Origin of the sequence: Variovorax sp. J2L1-78 (assembly GCF_030317205.1) — a bacterium.
In the GTDB taxonomy this organism is placed as follows: Bacteria; Pseudomonadota; Gammaproteobacteria; order Burkholderiales; family Burkholderiaceae_C; genus Variovorax; species Variovorax arabinosiphilus.
On sequence record NZ_JASZYB010000001.1, the window covers coordinates 2,178,845 to 2,199,127 of the forward strand.

The window sequence follows — 20,283 nt, forward strand, 5'->3', positions numbered from 1 at the left end:
GGCCCGCTTTCCCCGCCCGAGCGACCCATCGAAGGAGACATCTGCATGCATGCCTGGCTTTGCGAAAACCCCACCGGCGTCGATGCGCTGACCTGGAAAGAACTCCCGACGCCCACGCCGGGACCGGGACAGGTGCTCATCGAGATCAAGGCGGCCAGCCTGAACTTTCCCGATCTGCTGATCGTACAGAACAAATACCAAATGAAGCCGCCTCTGCCCTTCGTGCCGGGCTCGGAGTACGCGGGCGTCGTGCAGGCCGTCGGCGACGGCGTCACGAATCTGAAGCCTGGCCAGAACGTGGCGTGCCTGTCGGGTACCGGCGGCTTCGCCACCCATGTGATCGCGCCCGCTGCGCAGTGCATGCCCTTGCCCGCGGGCTTCGACCTGGTCGACGCAGCCGCCTTCATCATGACTTACGGCACCTCGTGGCACGCCCTCATGGACCGGGCGCAACTGAAGGCCGGGGAAACGGTGCTGGTCCTGGGGGCCGCAGGCGGCGTCGGCACGGCCGCGATCCAGATCGCCAAGGCAGCAGGCGCGACGGTCATCGCCGCCGCGTCGACCGACGAGAAGTGCGCACTCTGCGAATCACTCGGCGCCGATCGCAGCATCAATTACTCAACGCACGCACTGCCGACCGGCTTTCGCGACGCGATCAAGGAAGCCACGGGCGGCCGAGGGCCCGACGTGATCTACGACCCGGTCGGCGGCGACTTCGCCGAACCGGCATTCCGCTCCATTGCATGGCGCGGCCGCTATCTCGTGGTCGGGTTCGCCGGCGGTGGCATTCCCGCGTTGCCCCTGAATCTGACGTTGCTCAAGGGCGCATCGATCGTCGGCGTCTTCTGGGGCGACTTCGCTCGGCGAGAGCCAAAGGCGAATGCACACATGATGTCGGAATTGGCAACCTGGTATGAACAGGGAAAGATCAAGCCAGTGATCGACAGCACCATGCCGATGGGCGAATTGAAAGCCGCCTACGCCCACATGGGTTCGCGGGGCGTCAAAGGCAAACTGGTGATGGTGAACTGACCTGGCAACAGTGCCAATGCAGCACCCATGAAAAAGGCCCGCATCTGCGGGCCTTTTTCATTGCGCCATGCGCGCGAAAACGCGTTACTTGATCTCGTAGTCCGACAGCGACTTGCCGGCTGCCAGGGCCTCGGTAACCCAACGCGGCTTGCGGCCACGGCCCCCCGACCACGTCTCACCGGCCGGACCTCGGTACTTCGCAGCCTTTGCTGGTGCCGCGCTCACGCTGCGCTTGCCGCCCGCCCCCCGCGTGGACAGCTTGAGGTCTGCAGCCGTCAAACCGAATTCCGCAATCTTCTGGCGAATCTCTTCGATCACACCTGCGCGCTCGTGATTGCGCAGTTCCTCGGCCTGCTTGCGCAATTGCGCAATGTGCTCTTCGTTCTTCTTGATCTGCGAATTGATGTCGGCGAGCGTAGATGCCATTTGAGCGTCCCAGGGTCGGTTTAAGGAAAGCTGAATTTTAATTGAGAACGCAATAGCCACAAGTGCTCGAAACCTCAAATGCCAAAAAAAAAGCGCCCGTCTTACAACGGGCGCCTTTTATACAAAGCAGTTGGGGTGGCTGATGGGACTCGAACCCACGACGACCAGAATCACAATCTGGGACTCTACCAGCTGAGCTACAGCCACCGCAGAGCCGTCGATTATAGCGTCAGAAATCAGCGGTTGGCCACCTGATTCAAATCCGGCCGGGGCACCAGGATCTCCGCCTTGTAGCGCGCCTTCAGCACGTTGTAATAGGCGAGGTTTTCGGCGGCAGCCACCGCCTGGGCGAACTGCTCGCTCTCCTGCTTCGCAGCGTCTGCGGACGGCGCCGTGCGGCCCAGGCTCTTGACGATGCGCAGCACCGCATAGCCGTCGGCGCCCAGATCGACGCCTGCCAAGGCCGGCAATTGGGTCGCATCGGCACGCAGCGCGGCCTCGACGATCGATGGCGGCTGCGATTGCGGGTCGATACGCGACAGCGTCACCGGTGGCGCCAGCGTGGCGCCGGCCGCATTGCTGCGCCAGGCCGCCAGCTTGGCTTCGCCATCGGCCTTGGCCAGCGCTGCCGCCTTCTCCGCCACCAGTTGCGTGCGGACCTTGTCCTTCACCTCGGCCAGGGGCACGGTGCGCGCGGGTGCGTATTGCGCGATGCGACCGGACGCGAGCTGGTTCGGGCCGATCTCGATCGCCTCCGTGTTGTGCTTGCGCTCCAGCGTGTCGGGCGCGAACAGCGCCTTGAGGAAATTGGCACTGGCCAGCGCACCGGTCGCACCTGGCGCCGGCGTACGCGCGACGTCGCTGGCCTTGCGGATGGTGAGCTTGAGCTTGTCGGCCGCCGGCTGCAGGCTGTCCGGTTGCTGGTACACGGCGTCGGTGAAGGCTTCGGCGGCCTTCGCGAATTCCTGCGTGGCCTGCTGCCCGCGGACCTCGTTCTCGATGGCCGCCCGCGCCTGCTCGAAAGGCTGCACCACGCCTGGCTTGATGTCGTCGAGCTTGATGATGTGATAGCCGAACTCGGTCTCCACGATGTTGCTGATCTCGCCCTTCTTCAGCGCGAACATCGCGTCTTCGAAAGGCTTGACCATCGCACCGCGCGACACGAAGTCCAAGTCGCCGCCTTTTTCCGCGGACCCCGGGTCCTGCGAGTTCTTGCGGGCCACCGCAGCGAAGGTCGTGGGGGCTTTCTTCACCTCTGCCAACAGTTGCTCGGCCTTGGCGCGCGCCGCGTCGCGTTCGGCTTTCGGTGCACTCGGCGGTGCGGTGATCAGGATGTGGCTGGCGCGTCGCTCTTCGGGCGTGCCGAAGCGGGCGCTGTTCTGCTCGTAGTAGCTCTTGAGATCGGCCTCGCTCACCGAGATGTTCTTCTTCGCTGCGTCCAGGTCGAGCACCAGATACTCGACGCTCGCCTGCTCGGGCGCTTGGAACTGCGCGGCGTGGTCCTTGTAGTAGGCCTCGATGTCCGCGTCGTTCACCGTCACCTTCGACGTGAAATCGGCCGGCTTGAAGCGTGCGATCTGCACCTCGCGGCGGTCGAGAACGATGTTGAACATGGCCTGCACCTGTGCTGGCGTCGCGAAAGCCGTGCCGGTAACACCACCGAGCACCTGCTGTGTTGCAAGCCCCGCCCCGTACGCTGCCATGTATTGCTCCGGTGTCTGACCGCCAGTGGCCATCGCAAACGCCGCACGGTCAAACTCCGACTTCCCGTCCTTCGTCACAACAAATGCTTTGAGACTCGGGTCGCTTGCAAAAATTGCGGATAGACGATCATCCGATACGCTCATATTCGTCTTCGCAGCCGCAGCAGCCAGCACGCGGTCGCGCACCATGCGTTCGAGTGTGGCGTAGCGCGCGGCATCGGAATCGAGCAAGGCCGGGTCAACGTTCGGCGACTGGCGGCGGATGCGGTCGACCTCGTTGCGATGCTGCATGTCCCATTCCGGACGCGTGATGTCGTGACCGTCGACACGAGCGACCTTCTCGCCCTTCTGGTCGCCCTGGTAGCGGTCGACACCGAACAGGACGAAGGACGGAATGATCAGCACGAACAAGACGCCCATGACGATCTTGTTGTACTTGCGGAAGAACTCGAACATGCTTGAACGCTCTCTCTGTGACGGTTGCCGAAGGCAAAACAAAAAAGGCGAACTCGTGTTCGCCTTATTGCCGGGTGGTGGGTGCTGAGGGGCTCGAACCCCCGACCTACGCCTTGTAAGGGCGCCGCTCTACCAACTGAGCTAAGCACCCCCGAGGAAGAAGTATCTCAGTTCAGCGCGTCTTTCAGCGCCTTGCCCGGACGGAACTTCGGGATCTTGGCGGCCTTGATTTTAATCGCGTCGCCGGTGCGCGGATTCCGGCCGGTGCGCGCAGCGCGCTTGCCCACTGCGAAAGTCCCGAAACCGACGAGCGACACGGAGTTGCCCTTCTTGAGCGTGGTACGAATGGCGCCGATGGTGGACTCGAGTGCGCGCGTGGCGGCGGCTTTGGAGATGTCGGCGTTTTTTGCGATGTGCTCAATCAGTTCGGTCTTGTTCACAAGGGCCCCTCAGAGGAAAAGTGGATCGGGCGTCAGATGCAGTGGCCGGCCCCGCGATGGAGCCTTTGGCACGCGAATGGATGGCAGAGCTGACGTGTCGGCAGCAGACTGCCGACAAGGATTACAACCACAGGGCTACGGGGTGTCAATAAGTCACACGGCCGCGCAGCCCCGCGGGGAGCGCGATTTTAGGGGTGTTTTGTGAAGTCGTTTTTTTAAAGCGCCTCGGCGATGGCGCGGCCCAGATCGGTCGTGCCTGCAGTTCCCCCGATGTCGCGCGTGCGCGGTGCGCCGCTTTGGGGCGCCAGTACTTTCTCGATGGCGGCCAGGATCGCGTCGTGGGCGTCCTTGTGGCCGAGAAATTCCAGCATCATCGCGCCGCACCAGATCTGGCCGATCGGGTTCGCGATGCCCTGCCCCGCGATGTCGGGCGCCGACCCATGAACCGGCTCGAACAGCGACGGCGTCGTGCGCTCGGGATTGAGGTTGGCGCTCGGCGCGATGCCGATGGTGCCGGTGCAGGCCGGGCCGAGGTCCGACAGGATGTCGCCGAACAGGTTGCTCGCCACCACCACGTCGAAGAAATCGGGACGCTGCACGAAGTGGGCGGTGAGGATGTCGATATGGAACTTGTCGAGCGTGATGCCGGGATAGTTCTTGGCCATGGCGGCCACGCGCTCGTCCCAGTAGGGCATGGTGATCGCGATGCCATTCGACTTGGTGGCGCTCGTGAGGTGCTTCTTCGGCCGCGACTGCGCCAGCTCGAAGGCGAACTTCAGCACACGGTCGACGCCCAAACGCGACATCACGGTTTCCTGCATCACGATCTCGCGCGGCGTGCCTTCGTACATTCGCCCGCCGATGCTCGAGTACTCGCCCTCGGTGTTCTCACGCACGATGTACATGTCGATCTCGCCGGGCACGCGGGGCGTGCCGTCGCGGCGCACCACAGGCGCGATGATGCCGGGCATCAGGCGCGCAGGGCGCAGGTTGACGTACTGGTCGAACTCGCGGCGGAACAGCAGCAGCGAACCCCACAGCGACACATGGTCCGCGATCTTCTCGGGCCAGCCGACCGCACCGAAGTAGATCGCATCGTGACCACCGATTTGGTCCTTCCAGTCGTCGGGCAGCATCTTGCCGTGCTTCTCGCAGTAGTCCCAGCTCGAGAAATCGAAATGGTCGAACTTCAGGTCGATGCCGAACTTGCGTGCCGCGGCGTCGAGCACGCGAATGCCCTCGGGCATGGTCTCCTTGCCGATGCCGTCGCCGGCGATGACTGCGATGCGATGGGTGCTCATGTGTACGTCCTTGGAAGGTGTTGTCTCAGGATCGGAAGAAAGAGAGGGCCTCGCGCACGACGTCGTCCGGCGCCTCTTCGGGAATGTAGTGGCCGCACGGCACCGTGCCACCCGACACGTCGTCGGCGCGCTCGCGCCACAGCGCGAGCACGTCGAAGCATTTGCCGACCACACCGTGTGCGCCCCACAGCACGCGCAGCGGCTGCGTCAGGCGGTGGCCGGCCGCGATGTCTTCGCGGTCGTGCACGAGGTCGATGCCGGCGGACGCACGGTAGTCCTCGCACACCGCTTCGGCGGTGCCGGGCAGTGCGGCGCAGCGCTCGTACTCGGCCAAGGCTTCCAGCGCGAACGGCGCGAGGCCTGCATGCCGGCCACCCATCACGCTGCGCACGTAGCGCGACGGGTCGGAAGCGAGCAGCGCCTCCGGCAAGGGCGGTGGCTGGATGAGAAAGAACCAGTGCCAGTAGGCCCGCGCGAAGGCCTCGGAGGTGTTCTCGTACATCGCGAGCGTGGGCGCGATATCCAGCAGCAGCATCCGCTCCACGGCCTGCGGGTGATCGGCCGCCAAGCGATGCGCCACGCGTGCGCCGCGGTCGTGCGCCAGCACCTGGAAACGATCGAAGCCATGGTGCTGCATCACCGCCATCGCATCGGCGGCCATCTCGCGCTTGCTGTAGACACGGTGCTCGGTGTCGGGCGTCGGTCGGCCCGAATCACCGTAGCCGCGCAGGTCCATCAGCACGACCGTGAACCGCTGGGCCAGCAAGGGCGCGACGCGGTGCCAGATGACGTGGGTCTGCGGATGCCCGTGCAGCAGCAGCAGCGCGGGGCCTCGGCCACCGATCCGACCGTGGAGCACGACGCCGTCTCGCGACACGTCGAAGGGAGTGAATTCATTCAGCACGGCGCGATTGTGCGTTGCCGGCCCGCGGGCTTCAAGCAACAATCATCGAATTGATTATTTCCATCGAGGCCGGAATGGAACGCGCCGATCTTGAACTCGTCACCACCGTGCACGCCCGCGGCAGCCTGTCTGCGGCCGCAGCATCGCTGGGTGTTGCCCCCTCGGTCGTGACCAAGCGACTGGCGGCGCTGGAGGCCCGGCTCGGGCAGCGCCTGTTCGAACGCACCACGCGCCGCCTGCACCTCACGCCCGAGGGCGAGGCGGTCTGCCTGCACGCGGAGAAGCTGCTCGAGGGTTTCGCCGCCCTGGAAGCGGATCTGAGCGACCGTCAGACCGCCCTGCGCGGCCCCTTGCGCCTCGCGGCCACGCTGGGCTTCGGCCGCCGCTGGCTCGGGCCGGCGCTCGCCGAGTTCCAGCAGCGTCATCCTGCGCTGCAGATCGATCTGGCGTTGAGCGAGCGCCTGCCCGACCTGGGCGCCGACGGGTACGACGGCGCCCTGTGGCTGTGGTCGGTGCAAGGCGCGCGCAGCTCGCAATGGACTTCGCGCCGCCTGGCGCGCAACCAGCGCATCGTCGTCGCGTCGCCCGCGTACCTGGCGCGCCACGGCACGCCGCGCGAACCGGCCGATCTCGCCGGCCACGCCTGCCTGGTCGTGCACGAGAACGCCGACGCCCACGGCGCTGCGCCTGCGCACTGGACGCTCAGGCACGAGAAGGACAGCGCGCTGGTGCGGGTGCGCGTGCAGGGCCCGCTGTCGAGCAATTCGGGCGAGCTGGTGCGCGACTGGTGCCTGGCCGGCCGCGGCGTGATGCTGCGCAGCCTGTGGGACATCGCACCGCAGATCGCATCGGGTGAATTGAAGCGCGTGCTATCGCAGTACGCCATGCCCGATGCGGACATCCACTGGATCGCGCCGTGGCGGCCCAAGACGCCCCGCCGTGTGCGCCTGCTGGTGGACTTCCTCGCGGAACAGTTTCGCGGCGAGCCCTGGAAGCCCTGAGCATTCACCCGTCCGAGGCGTTGCAGCCGACGCCGAAGTCGCCGCTCAGCCCGCCAGCTGGCGGCAGATCGCGGCGGTGATGTCGGTGCAGGTCGCACGACCGCCCAGATCGCGTGGCACCGTTTCACCCGCAGCCAGCACGGCCTCCACAGCCTGCTCGATGCGGTCGGCATCGCTCTTCAATGCGTCGTCCTGGTGCTGCTCGCCGAGCCAGCGCAGCATCAGTGCACCGGACAGGATGGTGGCGATCGGGCTGGCCGCGTTCTGGCCCGCGATGTCCGGCGCCGAACCATGCGCGCCCTGGAACAGCCCGTGGCGTTCGCCGAGTTCGGCGGATGCGGCGATGCCGAGCCCGCCGACGGTGCCGGCACCCAGGTCGGAGATGATGTCGCCGAACATGTTCTCCGCGACGATGACATCGTAGAAGTCGGGCTTCTTGAGCATGTGCACGGTGATCGCATCCGCGTAGGCGTAGTCGATCTGCACGTCGTCGTAGTCGCGCGCCACTTCGTCGCAGATGGCCCGGAAGAAGGCATAGGTGCGCAGGATGTTGGCCTTGTCGCAGACGGTCACGCGGCGTTGGCCGTCCCGCGGCGCACCCTGGCGTCGACGCGCCAGGTCGAAGGAAAACCGGGCGACACGCTCCACGCCCTTGCGCGTCATCACCAGCGTGTCGGTCGCGACCTCGCCACGCAGGTTGACCCCACCACCCCGGCTGGCATAGAGCCCTTCGGTGTTCTCGCGCACGATCACATAGTCGATCTGCCCGGGCTTCCAGTCCCTCAACGGCGACTGCACGCCGTCGTACAGCCGGATCGGCCGGACGTTGGCGAACAGGTCGAGCCGGAAGCGCAACTGCAGGTGCAGGTCGTTGCCGACTTCCGTGCCGTCGGCATAGGTCACCCCCGGCAGCCCCGCGGCACCGTGCAGGATGGCGTGCATCGACTTGCAGGCGGCATAGGTGTCGTCGGGAAGAACCTCACCCGTTCGAGCGTAGTGCGCCGCACCGCCGTCGAACGGGTGGAAGCGCAGACGCCGGGATCCGCACGCTTCCGTCAGAACCGCCACGGCCGATCGGCAGACCTCGGGCCCGATGCCGTCCCCCTCGATGGTCGCGATGTCGTAGGTTTGCATGGTCATCATTGGAATGGATCGTTAAGTTGTATGACAAATGTACGGGCACTCCGATGCCAGGCGAACCGGGTTTTCCTCCATCTGATTTGTATGATCAATTGGTACGATGTCTCGGCGTATCAGACCTACAAAAGGAGACAAGCCGTGTTCAGAAAATTCGCCATCCTCATCGCGCTGAGCCTGTCGTTCTCGACATCCCATGGGCAGGTGCCCGCCGATCGGCCGATCACGATGATCGTCACGGTGCCGCCCGGCGGAAGCTCCGACGCGCTGGCACGCCTGACGGCCGGCATGCTCGCCACGCGCCTGGATCGATCGGTCGTGGTCGAAAACGTCACCGGCGCCGGCGGACTCGTCGGGATGCAGAAGTTCCTGCGCTCCCCGGCCGACGGCAGCGTGGTGCTGTTCATCAATCAGTCGCTGGTGATCCTTCCGCACCTGCATCCGAAGTCGGCGTACGGCGCATCGACCGACATGGAGCCGATCGGGATCGTCGCGACCGTGCCGATGGTGCTCTCGGTCAGCAACGCGGCCGGGGTGACCAGCCTCCCAGCGCTCGTCGAGAAGATGAGGAAATCGCCGGGCAAGGTGAACTTCGGCTCCGGCGGGCCTGGCACCACGGCGCATCTGGCCGAAGCGCTGTTCCTGAAGTTGGCCGACGTGCAGGGCGAGATGATCCAGTACCGCGGCACCGGCCCTGCGCTCAGCGACCTGATGGCGGGCACGATCGATGCCGTGATCGACCAGACGGTGACCATGCTGCCCCTGCACAAGGACGGCCGGGTCAAGGCGATCGCGGTGACCGGTGGCGCACGCCTGTCGCAGCATCCGGAGATTCCCACTTTCGCCGAATCGGGGCTGCCCGCCTTCGACCTGGCGATCTGGAACGGGCTGATGGCGCCCAAGGGGACGCCGCCGGAGGCGGTCGCGAAGTTGACGGGGGCCCTGTCCGCGGTGGTCGGCAGTGCTGATTTCAAGAGTCGGCTGGCGCTACTGGCCGCGCAGGCCCCCACGGACAGCGAGCAAGGACCGGCGCATTTCCGTCGTGTGATCGCCCGGGACGGCGATCGCGTCGCCGCACTCGCCAAGTCGGGTGCGTTTGCGAACGACGCGGCCGCGGCGAGCAAGTAGCGCGGCATCGCGCGCGCCGTCTATGGGGTGCGCTGCTTGGCCGGCAAGGCGGCGCGCCCTTCGCGCACGACCAGGCTGACGCCCACCGCCGTGATGGCGGTGCCGAGCAGCGTCATTGCCGTGATCGGCTCCGAGAACAGCAGCCAGGCCATGATCGCGGTGGTCGGCGGCACCAGGTACAGCAGACTGGTCACGGCTGCGGCGGAACCGCGCTGGATCAGGATGTAAAAGAGCGAGCTGCCGCCCAGCGACAGCACCAGCACCGACCAGGCCATGGCGCCGATCGAATAGACGTTCCAGACGATGGGCGCGGTCTCCATCGACGCGAGGGGCAGCGTCGCCACCATGGCCGCGGCGAACTGCACCACGCTCGCGCTGCGCACGTCGCAAGGCGCCACGAAGCGCTTCTGGTAGAGCGTGCCCGCCGTGATCGACAGCAGCGCCGCCACGGCCAGCGACAGGGTCTGGAGGCTGACCTCGCCGCCGTCGCCGAACTTGCGCGACACCACCAGCACCAGGCCGGTCAGGCCCAGTAGCAGCCCCGCCCACTGGCGCTGCGTGATGCGGCCGCCGCGCATCGACAGCCACACGCCGGTGAGCACCGGCTGCAGGCCCACCAGCAGCGCGATGAGGCCCGAACCCATGCCGGCACGCACCGCGGCCCAGACACCGGCCAGGTAGCCGGCCTGCACCAGCACGCCGGTCACCATCAAATGGCCCCACTGCGCACGCGTGACCGGCCAGGCGACGCGCGCCAGCGCCGCCCACAGCCCGAAGGCGGCGAACGTCAGCGCATAGCGCACGGCCAGGAACTTGAGCGGCGGCGCATACGGCATGCCGTAGCGCGCCACGATGAAGCCGGTCGCCCAGATGAGGACGAACACGCCCGGCATCACGCGCAGCCAGCCGGCGGCGCGCGCGGCGGCTGTCATTTCGCGCGGGCCCGGATCTCGGGAATGGCCTTCTGCAGGTAGTACACCATCGACCAGACAGTCAGCACGGCCGAAATCCAGATCAGCCACTGGCCCCACACGCCGGTCTCGATGACGCCGAACAGCACGCCGTCGAACAACAGGAAGGGGATGGCCACCATCTGGACGACGGTCTTGACCTTGCCGATCATGTGGACCGCCACGCTCTTGCCGGCGCCGATCTGCGCCATCCATTCGCGCAGCGCGGAGATGGCGATCTCGCGGCCGATGATGATGAGGGCGACGAAGACGTCGGCTCGGTTGAGGTGCACCAGCACCAGCAGCGACGCGCAGACCAGGAACTTGTCGGCCACCGGGTCGAGGAAGGCGCCGAAGGCCGAGGTCTGGTTGAGCTTGCGTGCCAGGAAACCGTCCAGCCAGTCGGTGGCCGCGAACACGATGAACATCACCGTGGCAATGAGGTTGCGCATCGGCTCGGCGATGGGCAGGTAGAACACGCCGACGATCAACGGTATCGCGACGATACGCGTCCAGGTCATGATCGTTGGCAGGGTCCAGAACATGCCGCGATTGTGCATGACCCGCATGTCCCTTCTCGTAGGCTGCGGCCTCAGTGCAGCGCGCGGTAGATTTCTTCGGCCAGGTCGATGGCGATGCCATCGACCGAGGCGATGTCTTCCACGCTGGCCGACGCCACGCCCCGGATGCCGCCGAAGCGCTGCAGCAGCCTCGCCCGGCGCTTCGGTCCGATGCCCGGGATGTCTTCCAGCTGGCTGCCGCCGACGCGCACCTTGGCGCGCTTGGCCCGCATGCCGGTGATGGCGAAGCGGTGCGCCTCGTCGCGGATCTGCGCGACCAGCATCAGCGCGGCCGAATCGCGGCCGAGGTAGACCTTCTCGCGGCCGTCGGCGAACACCAGTTCTTCCAGGCCGACCTTGCGCCCTTCGCCCTTTTCGACCCCGACGATCAGCGACAGCGGCAGGCCCAACTCGCCGAACACCTCACGGGCCATCGACACCTGGCCCTTGCCGCCGTCGACCAGCACCAGGTCGGGCATGCGCGCGGCCTTGGTGGTGGGCGGCGCGTCGCTGCCCGCGCCTTCGGCATCGCCCGGCGGCGGGGCATCGCTTTCGGCGGCCATCACCTCGGCCAGCTTGCCGTAGCGGCGGTGCAGCACCTGGCGCATGGCGGCGTAGTCGTCGCCGGGCGTGATGCCGTCGATGTTGTAGCGGCGGTACTCGCGGTTCTGCATCGCGTGGTGCTCGAACACCACGCACGACGCCTGCGTCGCCTCGCCGGCGGTGTGCGAGATGTCGAAGCACTCCACGCGGAAGTTGTCGAGGTCGTCGGGGGCCAGTTCGAGCGCGTCGACCAGCGCGCGCGTGCGCGACTGCTGCGAGCCTTCTTCGGCCAGCAGCCGCGCCAGCTGCAGCTGCGCGTTCTTCTGCGCCATCTCGAGCCAGTGGCGGCGCTGCTCGCGCGGCTGGAACACCGCGGTGATGCGGATGCCGGCCTGCTGGGACACCGCCTCGATCAGCTCGCGGCCGACCTGTTCGCTCAGCACGAGCGTGGCGGGCACCGGGACGTCGATGTAGTGCTGCGCGATGAAGGCCTCGAGCACCTGCGACTCGACCGACAGGGTGTCGGCACCCTCCTCGGCTTCGAGCGCGCCGTCATGCATTTGCGCGGCGTCGTCGACGTGCACCGGGAAGTAGGCGCGGTCGCCCAGGTGCCGGCCTCCGCGCACCATCGCCAGGTTGACGCAGGCGCGTCCGCCCAGCACCTGCACCGCCAGGATGTCGACGTCCTTGTCGGACGCGATCTCGATCGACTGCTGGTGCAGCACGCGCGACAGCGCCGACATCTGGTTGCGCAGTTCCGCCGCCTGCTCGAACTCCAGCTTCTCGGCATGCATCGTCATGCGCGATTCGAGCTGGCTCAGCACCACCTGCGTGTCGCCCATCAGGAAGGCCTCGGCATTCGCCACGTCCTGCGCGTAGGCCTCGGGCGTGATGTAGCCCACGCACGGCCCGGTGCAGCGCTTGATCTGGTAGAGCAGGCACGGCCGCGTGCGGTTGGCGTACACCGTGTCTTCGCAGGTGCGCAGCTTGAACACCTTCTGCAGCAGCTGGATCGATTCCTTCACCGCCCAGGCACTCGGGTACGGCCCGAAGTAGCGGTGCTTGCGGTCGGTCGCGCCGCGGTAGTAGGCCAGGCGCGGGAAGGTGTGCGAGGCGATCTTCAGGTACGGATAGCTCTTGTCGTCGCGAAACAGGATGTTGTAGCGCGGCTTGAGCGTCTTGATGAGGTTGTTCTCGAGCAGCAGCGCCTCGGCCTCGGAGCGCACCACCGTCGTCTCCATGCGCACGATCTTGCTGATCATGTGGCCGATGCGGGTGCCGCCATGGCTCTTCTGGAAGTAGTTGGCGACCCGCTTCTTCAGGTTGCGCGCCTTGCCCACGTAGAGCACGGCACCCGCCGCATCGAAATAGCGGTAGACACCGGGCAGGTTGGGCAGGGCTGCGACTTCGCTGAGCAGTTGATCGGAATGCACGTCGGACATGGCGGCTATTGTCTCGCGGGCCGTGTCGCCTCGCTGACACCGGACCCCGCTCAGCTGGCACGGCATGTGCTCCACTCGCGGGCCGGCAGTTCTGCACGGCTTTTCAACGATAACAACTCGATAACACTTATGAAGAGAAACCTGCCCTGGAGGGCCCTGACCCCGACCGCCCTGGCCCTCACGCTGCTCGCCTGCGGCGGCGGCGGCTCCGACAACGGAAGCGCCCCGGCCACCCCCACGCCACCGCCGGTCGCGGTCGACAACAGCTGCCTGACCAGCACCACCGCCACGCCGGTGGTGGTCGGCTCGGGCGACGCCGGCGATCCGGCCGCACCGGAACCCGCGTCCGGCTACGTCGTCGGCCACAAGATCGTCAGCGCCAAGACCTTCATGGTGGTGGCGAACCATCCGCTGGCCACCAAGGCCGGCTGCGACGTGCTCAAGGCCGGCGGCAGCGCTGCCGATGCCGCCATCGCGGTGCAGGCCGTGCTCGGCCTGGTCGAGCCGCAGTCGAGCAGTCTGGCGGGTGGCGCCTTCATGCTCTATTACGATGCCAAGACCAAAAAGGTGCAGGCCTACGACGGCCGCGAGACCGCACCGGCCGCCGCCACCGCCAACTACCTGCGCTACGTCGACGACACCACCGACCAGACGCTGCCCAAGCCCAGCGCTCGCGCCAGCGGCCGTTCCATCGGCACACCGGGCGTGATGCGCATGCTCGAGATGGCCCACGGCGACCATGGCAAGCTGGCGTGGAAAGACCTGTTCGGCGAAGGCACCCGCCTGGCCAGCGACGGCTTCAAGATCGGCGGGCGCATGGCGGCGGCGATCGCGTCGTCGGCCTCCAACCTCAAGCGCGACGCCGAGGCGGCGGCCTATTTCCTCGATGCCGCCGGCAACCCCAAGCCGCTGGGCACCACGCTCACCAACCCGGCCTACGCCGAGGTGCTGAAGGCCATGGCCAGCCAGGGCGCGAATGCGCTGTACACCGGCAAGATCGCCGAGGACATCGTGGCGAAGATCCAGATCACGGCCGGTGCCGACGGCTCGGTGATCACACCCGGCAAGACCACGCTGGATGACCTGAAGAACTACAAGCCGATGCGCCGTGAACCGGTCTGCACCACCTACCGGGCCTACTACGTGTGCAGCATGTCACCGCCGTCCTCGGGCGGCATCGGCGTGCTGTCGACGCTGGGCATCCTGGAGAACTTCAACATGGGGCTGCACGCGCCGTCGCAGGTCGATCTCGAAGGTGGCAAGCCGTCGGTGATGGGCGTGCACCTGGTGGCCGAGGCCGAGCGCCTGGCCTATGCCGACCGCGACAAGTACGTGGCCGACACCGACTTCGTGCCGCTGCCCGGCGGCAGCGCCGACACCCTGCTCAACAAGACGTACATGCGCTCGCGCGCCAACCTGATCGACTTCAGCAAGAGCATGGGCACCGCGGTGGCCGGCGACTTCGGCGTGCCGCCGGTCGGCATCGACAAGACGGTCGAACATGGCACCACGCACTACTCGATCGTCGACAAGGAGGGCAACGTGGCCTCGATGACCACGACGGTGGAATCGACGCTGGGCTCGTACCACATGAGCCACGGCATCATGCTGAACAACCAGCTGACCGACTTCAGCGCCAACCCGATCGACCCGGTGACGAATGCGCCCGTGGCCAACCGTGTCGCGCCGGGCAAGCGCCCGCGCAGCACGATGGCGCCGACGCTGGTGTTCAACGGCAACCAGCCCGGTGACTTCCTGATGGCGACCGGCTCGCCCGGCGGCGGCACCATCATCCAGTACGTGGTGAAGACCGTGGTCGGCGCGCTCGATTGGGGCCTGGATGCCCAACAGGCCACCTCGCTGGTCGATTTCGGTGCCACCAACAGCCCGAGCACCAACGTCGGCGGCGAGCATCCGAACGTGGACATCACGAACGGCGGCAACAACGACCCGCTGATCCTCGGGCTGCGTGCGCTCGGCCACACCGTGGCGACGGGTTCCCAGTCGAGCGGCATCAGCACCATCATCCGCAAGCCGGCCAGCGGCGGCCCGATCCTCACCGGCGGCGCCGACCCGCGCCGCGAAGGCATCGTGCTCGGCGATACTTTCACGCCCTGACGCCAGCGCGCCGGCTCGGCACCCCGAAGCCCCCGAGGTCGCGAGGCCGCGGGGGCTTTTTCATGACGGGATGCGCATGCGCTGGGACATCTTCTGCAAGGTCATCGACAACTTCGGCGACATCGCGATCAGCTGGCGGCTGGCCTGCCAGCTGGCGCAGCGCGGCGCGCGGGTGCGGCTCTGGGTCGACGATCCGTCGGCGCTGGATTGGCTCGCACCGCAGGGGTGCGACGGTGTCGCCGTCATCCCCTGGTCCGACCCGGTCGCCGTGGCGCTGGCCGCCGCGGAGGCGGTGCCCGACGTCCTGATCGAGGCCTTCGGCTGCGACCCGGCACCTGAACTGCTCGCGCGCTTCGCCGCCTGCGGCCGCCGGACCTGGATCAACCTCGAATACCTCTCCGCAGAGCCCTACGTGGAGCGCCTGCACCGGCTTCCCTCCCCCGTCTTCCGCGGCCCCGGCGAAGGACTGACCAAGCACTTCTTCTATCCCGGCTTCACGCCCGCGACCGGCGGCCTGCTGCGCGAGGACGATCTGCCGGCGCGCCGTGCCGCGTTCGACCGCAGCGCCTGGCTGAAAGACCATGGCATGGCGTGGCAAGGCGAGGGGCTCGTCTCGCTGTTCTGCTACGAACCCCAGGCGCTCGGGCGCCTGCTCGACCAGTTGGCCGCAGCACCGACACCGCATCGCCTGCTGGTCACGGCCGGTCGTGCGACCGCCGCGGTGCGCGCCGTGTGGCCATCGCCGAACAGCCAGCACGGTGCGCTGTCGGTATCCTTCCTGCCCATGCTGTCCCAGCACGGCTATGACGAACTGCTGTGGGCCTGCGACTTCAACTTCGTGCGCGGGGAAGATTCGGTGATCCGCGCGCTGTGGGCAGGCCACGCCTTCGCCTGGCAGATCTACCCGCAGGACGACGACGTGCACCACATCAAGCTCGAGGCCTTTCTCGACACCCTCGAGGCGCCGCCCGCATGGCGCACGTTCCACCGCGCCTGGAACGACGCCGACGGCGAGGTGCTCACCTGGCCGGACGCCGCCACCCACGATGACTGGACCGGCGCGGCGCAGCAGGCGCGCGCTCGCCTGCTGGCACAGGACGACCTGGCCACCCAGCTCGTGCGCTTCGTCGATGCGCTCAGCGACCCTGCCGGGCCACGTCGCGCAGCGCCTTGAGAAGGATCCCCGCCGTGTTGCTCGCGACATAGCGCGCACCCCAGGCGGCGTAGCGCGCTTCCTCTTCCGGCGTGAGCGCCAGGATGCCGGGGCACTTTCCAGCGGCAGCGACCGCCCTCAGCGCGCTCTCGATGGCGGCCTGCACCGGCGCCTCGTTCCAGCGGTTGTCGAAGCCCATGCTGTGCGCCAGATCGTTGGGGCCGACGAAGACCGCATCCACGCCCGACACCGCCGCGATGGCCGCGGCGTTGGCCACGCCTTCGGGCGTCTCGATCATCACGATCAACGCGACGCCGTCGTTGCTCAGCGCCGTGTGCGCCGTGCCACCGAAGGCGCCGTAGCCGGCGGCGCGCGTGGAGAAGGCCGCGCCGCGCAGGCCCGGCTGGCCGCGTGTCGGGTACTTCACACGCTGCACCAGCGAAGCGGCGTGCGCCGCGGTGTCGACCATCGGGATCTGCACCGCGCTCGCGCCCAGGTCGAGCGTGCGCGCCATGTCCTGTTCGAGGCATCGCACCACCGTGGGGATGCCGCTGGCGCGCGCCGCGCGCAGCATGTGCTCCGTGGTTTCCAGACCCGCGCTGCCGTGCTCGTTGTCCAGCAGGACGAAGTCGAAGCCCGCGAAGGCGCACATCTCGACGATCGCCGGCGACGGGATGCCGTTGAACACGCCGCGCAGCAGGCGCCCGCTGCGCAGCATCTCCGGGAGCCGGGTGTCGATGGGGTGCTGCGCGTTCACAGCAGCTTGCCCGGGTTCATCAGGTGGTTCGGGTCCATGGCCTGCTTGATGCGCAGCATCAGCTCCATCTCGACCGGCGACTTGTAGAGGCGCAACTCGTCGCGCCGCAGCTGGCCCACGCCATGCTCCGCGCTGATGCTGCCGCCGTAGTCGGTCACCAGCTGGTGCACCACGCCGTTGAGTTCGTGCGTGCGGCGCTTGAGCGCATCGTCGCCGGCGTCGGGCGGCATGAGCACGTTGTAGTGCAGGTTGCCGTCGCCGAGGTGGCCGAAGTTGACGATGCGCGCATCGGGCATGCAGGCCAGCACGTCCTGCCCGGCCTGCGCGACGAAGGACGCCAGCGACGAGATCGGCAGCGCGATGTCGTGCTTGATCGCCTTGCCCGCGCGCACCTGCGCCTGCGAGATGCCCTCGCGCAGCTTCCACAGCGCCATCGTCTGCGCCTCGCTGGCCGAGAGCATCACGTCGTTCGTCAGGCCGGCTGCCATCGATTCGCCGAGCGATTCCTCCAGCAGGTCGCGCAACCCCGCTTCGTCGGTGTCGCTCAGTTCGATCAGCGCGTTGAATGGCGCCGGTTGCGCGAGCGGCGCGCGCGTGTCGGTCACCTGGTCGAGCACCAGTTGCAACGACGCGGCGGTCATCATCTCGAAGGCCGTCAGGCGCTCACCACAGCGCGTGCGCATCAGGCTCAGCAAGTCGACCAGCTTCTCGAGCGACTCGGCGCCGACCCAGGCGGTGGCATGCGCCGTCGGCTGCGGGAACAGCTTGAGCACGACCCCGGTGATGACGCCCAGCGTGCCCTCGGAGCCGATGAAGAGCCCCTTGAGGTCGTAGCCCGTGTTGTCCTTGCGCAGGCCACGCAGTCCATGCCAGATGCGGCCGTCCGGCAGCACCACCTCGAGCCCGAGCACCAGGTCGCGCGTGTTGCCGTAGCGCAGCACCGCGATGCCGCCGGCGTTGGTCGCGACATTGCCACCGACCGTGCAGCTGCCCTGGGCGCCGAGGCTGAGCGGGAAGAAGCGGTCGACGCTGCGCGCCGCGTCGTGCGCATGCGCGAGGATCACGCCGGCGTCCACCGTCAGCGTGTTGTTGATCGGGTCGATCGCGCGCACCCGGTTCATGCGCGTGGTGCTCAGCACCACCTGCGCACCGCTGGCATCGGGCGTCGCGCCGCCGCTCATGCCGGTGTTGCCGCCCTGCGTGACGATCGGCGTGTGGGTCTCGCTGCACAGCCTGACCACCGCCGCGGTCTCGGCGGTATTGGCGGGACGCACGACGACCGGCGTGGCGCCTTTCCATTTGCCGAGCCAGTCGGTGAGGTACGGCGCCTGCGCTTCGGCGTCAGTCAGCAGGCCGGCGGGGCCAACGAGCGCATGCAGCTTGTTGATCAGCCGCTGGGTGGCTTGCTCGGACATGTCAGCCCGCCGACCAGCCAAGTTGTACCCGCGCGATCGCCATGCCGACCGCCGCCTGCGTCGGCTCGACCACCGCGATGCCCAGCGCCTGCTGCAGCGGCGCGCGGTAGGCGGCCATGCCGGCGCAGCCCATGACGATCACGTCGGCGCCGCGCTCGTCCCGCAGGCGGCGGCCGACTTCCGTCATGCGCGCCAAGGTGCGGTCGTATTGCGCGAGTTCCTGCACGTTCAGGCCGATGGCCAATTCGCCCGCGAAGCGGCCCATCACGCCCATGGCGCCGTAGCTTCGCAGATGACGCGGAATGGACTGATCGAGGATGGCGATGACGCCGAAGCGCTCACCCAGCGTCAGCGCGGTGAGCACACCGCATTCGCCGATGCCAAGCACCGGCTGCTTCAGGCGCTCGCGCAGCACATACAAGCCGGGGTCGCTGTAGCAGGCGATGACGAAGGCCGACGCTTCCGCGGCCAGCGCATCGGCGCGCAGGGCCAATGGCTGCGCCACCGACTGCACGTCGAAGTGCGTGACGATGCCCGGCGGCCCTTCGGCCAACGTCAGGCAGCGGATCTCCGGGCCGCCCGCCATGCGCAGCGGCGCCATGGCGGTGTCGATGCCGGCCGTGACCACTTCGCTGCTGTTGGGGTTGATGACGTAGATGGGCGGTTTCATGCGGGCGCGCTCCTGGGGATGCAGTCCAGTCTAGGTGCGGCCCAGGGGCACGCTCCTTGCTTTTTCATCGGCCACCCTTAACGTTTGGTTATGCATTCTGCGCAATGGCGTCGCGTGCAGCAGCCGCCGCCATGTCGATCAATCTGCGTCAAATCGAAGTGTTCCGTTCCGTCATGACCACCGGCTCGATCCGGGGCGCGTCGGAGCTGCTGTTCGTCTCGCAACCGGCCGTCAGCCGGCTGCTGTCGCACACCGAGAGCCGCGTCGGCTTCGCGCTGTTCGAGCGCATCAAGGGCCGGCTCTACGCGACGCCCGAGGCCAAGAAGCTGTTCCACGAAATCGAGCGCATGTACCAAGGCGTGCAGCGCGTGAACGAGCTGGCGCAGGAACTGGCCGAGAACCGCGAAGGCATCCTCAACATCGTGTCGAGCCCGAGCATCGGGCAGATGATGATCCCGCAGGCCATCGCCGCCTTCCGGGAGGATCACCCGCAGGTCAAGCTCACCTTCCAGTACCTCGGCTACGTGCCGCTGAAGGAACGGCTCCTCAACCACCAGGCCGACCTGGGCGTGACCATTCTTCCGGTGGACCACCCGAACCTGGACGTCACGCCGCTGGCCCAGGGCCAGCTGGTGTGCATCTGCCCGTACAACCACCCGCTGTCGCGCCTCTCCACGCTCACGCTGGCCGACATGCGGCCGTACCCGCTCATCTCCTACGACCGCGCCACGCCCTTCGGCGTGATCCTCGAGCGCATGTACGAGGCGGCCGACGAGGCGCTCAAGTCCGCCATCGAGGTCGGCTCGCCGCAGAACGCCTGCTCGCTGGTGCAGGCCGGCGCCGGCATCGCCCTGGTCGACGAGTTCTCGGTGCGCAACTGGCCGACCCACCAGCTCATCGTGCGGCCGGTGGTTAACGCGCCGGTGCTGCAGGCCAACCTCGTGCACCCGCGCTTCGACCCGCTGTCGACGCTGGCGCAGCGCTTCGTGCGCGTGCTGCGCGACCTGATGCAGCGCCAGGGCTTCGAGAGCCCGCACGATGCCAGCCACCTGCCGACCGCTGCGCTGGCGGGCGCCGCGCACTGAGCCCCGGCGCACCACGTTCGCGAACGGCGCCACCGTGTTGGTGCGCGCTGCGCACCGCTTCG

At 67.4% G+C, this 20,283-nt stretch carries 18 protein-coding genes and 2 tRNA genes; 6 read left to right on the top strand and 14 right to left on the bottom strand.

Annotated elements, in window-relative coordinates; all coding sequences use genetic code 11:
* The first annotated feature begins 45 nt into the window (after positions 1–45).
* Complete coding sequence (locus tag QTH86_RS10350; RefSeq protein WP_286644773.1) at positions 46–1,032, top strand: NADPH:quinone oxidoreductase family protein; 987 nt, start codon at positions 46–48, stop codon at positions 1,030–1,032.
* Between the two features lie 84 nt (positions 1,033–1,116).
* Here the strand turns inward: QTH86_RS10350 and QTH86_RS10355 are convergent, their stop codons facing one another.
* The 7 genes from QTH86_RS10355 to QTH86_RS10385 form a co-directional block, all read right to left on the bottom strand.
* Entirely contained in the window at positions 1,117–1,458 is a 342-nt protein-coding gene (locus QTH86_RS10355) for an H-NS histone family protein (protein WP_286644772.1), read from the bottom strand.
* 131 nt (positions 1,459–1,589) lie between these two features.
* Positions 1,590–1,665 (bottom strand) — tRNA-His (locus QTH86_RS10360).
* A gap of 29 nt (positions 1,666–1,694) precedes the next feature.
* Positions 1,695–3,617, bottom strand: a complete 1,923-nt coding sequence (locus tag QTH86_RS10365) for a peptidylprolyl isomerase (RefSeq protein WP_286644771.1) — start codon at positions 3,615–3,617, stop codon at positions 1,695–1,697.
* A 75-nt stretch (positions 3,618–3,692) separates the two neighbouring features.
* A tRNA-Val gene (locus QTH86_RS10370) sits at positions 3,693–3,768 on the bottom strand.
* A 16-nt stretch (positions 3,769–3,784) separates the two neighbouring features.
* Positions 3,785–4,057, bottom strand: coding sequence for an HU family DNA-binding protein (locus QTH86_RS10375; protein ID WP_140842779.1), 273 nt, complete (start codon positions 4,055–4,057; stop codon positions 3,785–3,787).
* 215 nt (positions 4,058–4,272) lie between these two features.
* On the bottom strand, positions 4,273–5,358 hold the full coding sequence (locus QTH86_RS10380; protein WP_286644770.1) for a tartrate dehydrogenase: 1,086 nt from the start codon (positions 5,356–5,358) through the stop codon (positions 4,273–4,275).
* A 25-nt stretch (positions 5,359–5,383) separates the two neighbouring features.
* Positions 5,384–6,259, bottom strand: coding sequence for an alpha/beta fold hydrolase (locus QTH86_RS10385; protein ID WP_286646721.1), 876 nt, complete (start codon positions 6,257–6,259; stop codon positions 5,384–5,386).
* Positions 6,260–6,336: 77 nt separating this feature from the next.
* On the opposite strand from QTH86_RS10385, the gene QTH86_RS10390 reads away from it, so the two are divergent.
* A complete protein-coding gene (locus QTH86_RS10390; RefSeq protein ID WP_286644769.1) occupies positions 6,337–7,263 on the top strand; it encodes a LysR family transcriptional regulator in 927 nt (308 codons plus the stop codon).
* A 45-nt stretch (positions 7,264–7,308) separates the two neighbouring features.
* Here the strand turns inward: QTH86_RS10390 and QTH86_RS10395 are convergent, their stop codons facing one another.
* A complete protein-coding gene (locus tag QTH86_RS10395) occupies positions 7,309–8,397 on the bottom strand; it encodes an isocitrate/isopropylmalate dehydrogenase family protein (RefSeq protein WP_286644768.1) in 1,089 nt (362 codons plus the stop codon).
* A 144-nt stretch (positions 8,398–8,541) separates the two neighbouring features.
* Here QTH86_RS10395 and QTH86_RS10400 point away from each other — a divergent pair, with 144 nt between their 5' ends.
* Entirely contained in the window at positions 8,542–9,528 is a 987-nt protein-coding gene (locus QTH86_RS10400) for a Bug family tripartite tricarboxylate transporter substrate binding protein (protein ID WP_286644767.1), read from the top strand.
* A gap of 20 nt (positions 9,529–9,548) precedes the next feature.
* Here the strand turns inward: QTH86_RS10400 and QTH86_RS10405 are convergent, their stop codons facing one another.
* Genes QTH86_RS10405 through uvrC form a run of 3 tightly spaced genes read right to left on the bottom strand, consistent with a single transcriptional unit; the run spans position 9,549 to position 13,023 of the window.
* Positions 9,549–10,460, bottom strand: a complete 912-nt coding sequence (locus QTH86_RS10405) for a DMT family transporter (protein ID WP_286644766.1) — start codon at positions 10,458–10,460, stop codon at positions 9,549–9,551.
* Positions 10,457–11,023 carry a CDP-diacylglycerol--glycerol-3-phosphate 3-phosphatidyltransferase gene (pgsA, locus tag QTH86_RS10410; protein ID WP_262077433.1) on the bottom strand — a complete coding sequence of 189 codons (567 nt, stop codon included), beginning with the start codon at positions 11,021–11,023 and terminating at the stop codon, positions 10,457–10,459. The genes QTH86_RS10405 and pgsA overlap by 4 nt, the downstream gene beginning before the upstream one ends.
* Before the next feature lie 47 nt (positions 11,024–11,070).
* Positions 11,071–13,023, bottom strand: a complete 1,953-nt coding sequence (gene uvrC / locus QTH86_RS10415) for an excinuclease ABC subunit UvrC (RefSeq protein ID WP_286644765.1) — start codon at positions 13,021–13,023, stop codon at positions 11,071–11,073.
* Between the two features lie 129 nt (positions 13,024–13,152).
* Between uvrC and QTH86_RS10420 the strand changes: the two genes are divergently transcribed.
* Positions 13,153–15,141, top strand: a complete 1,989-nt coding sequence (locus QTH86_RS10420) for a gamma-glutamyltransferase family protein (RefSeq protein ID WP_286644764.1) — start codon at positions 13,153–13,155, stop codon at positions 15,139–15,141.
* Positions 15,142–15,217: 76 nt separating this feature from the next.
* Complete coding sequence (gene earP, locus QTH86_RS10425) at positions 15,218–16,315, top strand: elongation factor P maturation arginine rhamnosyltransferase EarP (RefSeq protein WP_286644763.1); 1,098 nt, start codon at positions 15,218–15,220, stop codon at positions 16,313–16,315.
* Here earP and QTH86_RS10430 read toward each other — a convergent pair.
* The 3 genes from QTH86_RS10430 to QTH86_RS10440 are packed head-to-tail and all read right to left on the bottom strand — an operon-like array spanning position 16,278 to position 19,136.
* Positions 16,278–17,051 (bottom strand): HpcH/HpaI aldolase family protein, encoded by a 774-nt coding sequence (locus QTH86_RS10430; protein WP_286644762.1) that lies wholly within the window; start codon positions 17,049–17,051, stop codon positions 16,278–16,280. The two genes, earP and QTH86_RS10430, sit on opposite strands and share 38 nt — an antisense overlap.
* On the bottom strand, positions 17,048–18,466 hold the full coding sequence (locus QTH86_RS10435) for an FAD-binding oxidoreductase (protein WP_286644761.1): 1,419 nt from the start codon (positions 18,464–18,466) through the stop codon (positions 17,048–17,050). Before QTH86_RS10435 ends, QTH86_RS10430 begins: the two co-directional genes overlap by 4 nt.
* Before the next feature lies 1 nt (position 18,467).
* Entirely contained in the window at positions 18,468–19,136 is a 669-nt protein-coding gene (locus QTH86_RS10440) for an aspartate/glutamate racemase family protein (protein WP_286644760.1), read from the bottom strand.
* A 131-nt stretch (positions 19,137–19,267) separates the two neighbouring features.
* On the opposite strand from QTH86_RS10440, the gene QTH86_RS10445 reads away from it, so the two are divergent.
* Positions 19,268–20,221 (top strand): LysR family transcriptional regulator, encoded by a 954-nt coding sequence (locus QTH86_RS10445; protein WP_286644759.1) that lies wholly within the window; start codon positions 19,268–19,270, stop codon positions 20,219–20,221.
* The last annotated feature ends 62 nt before the right edge of the window (positions 20,222–20,283 follow it).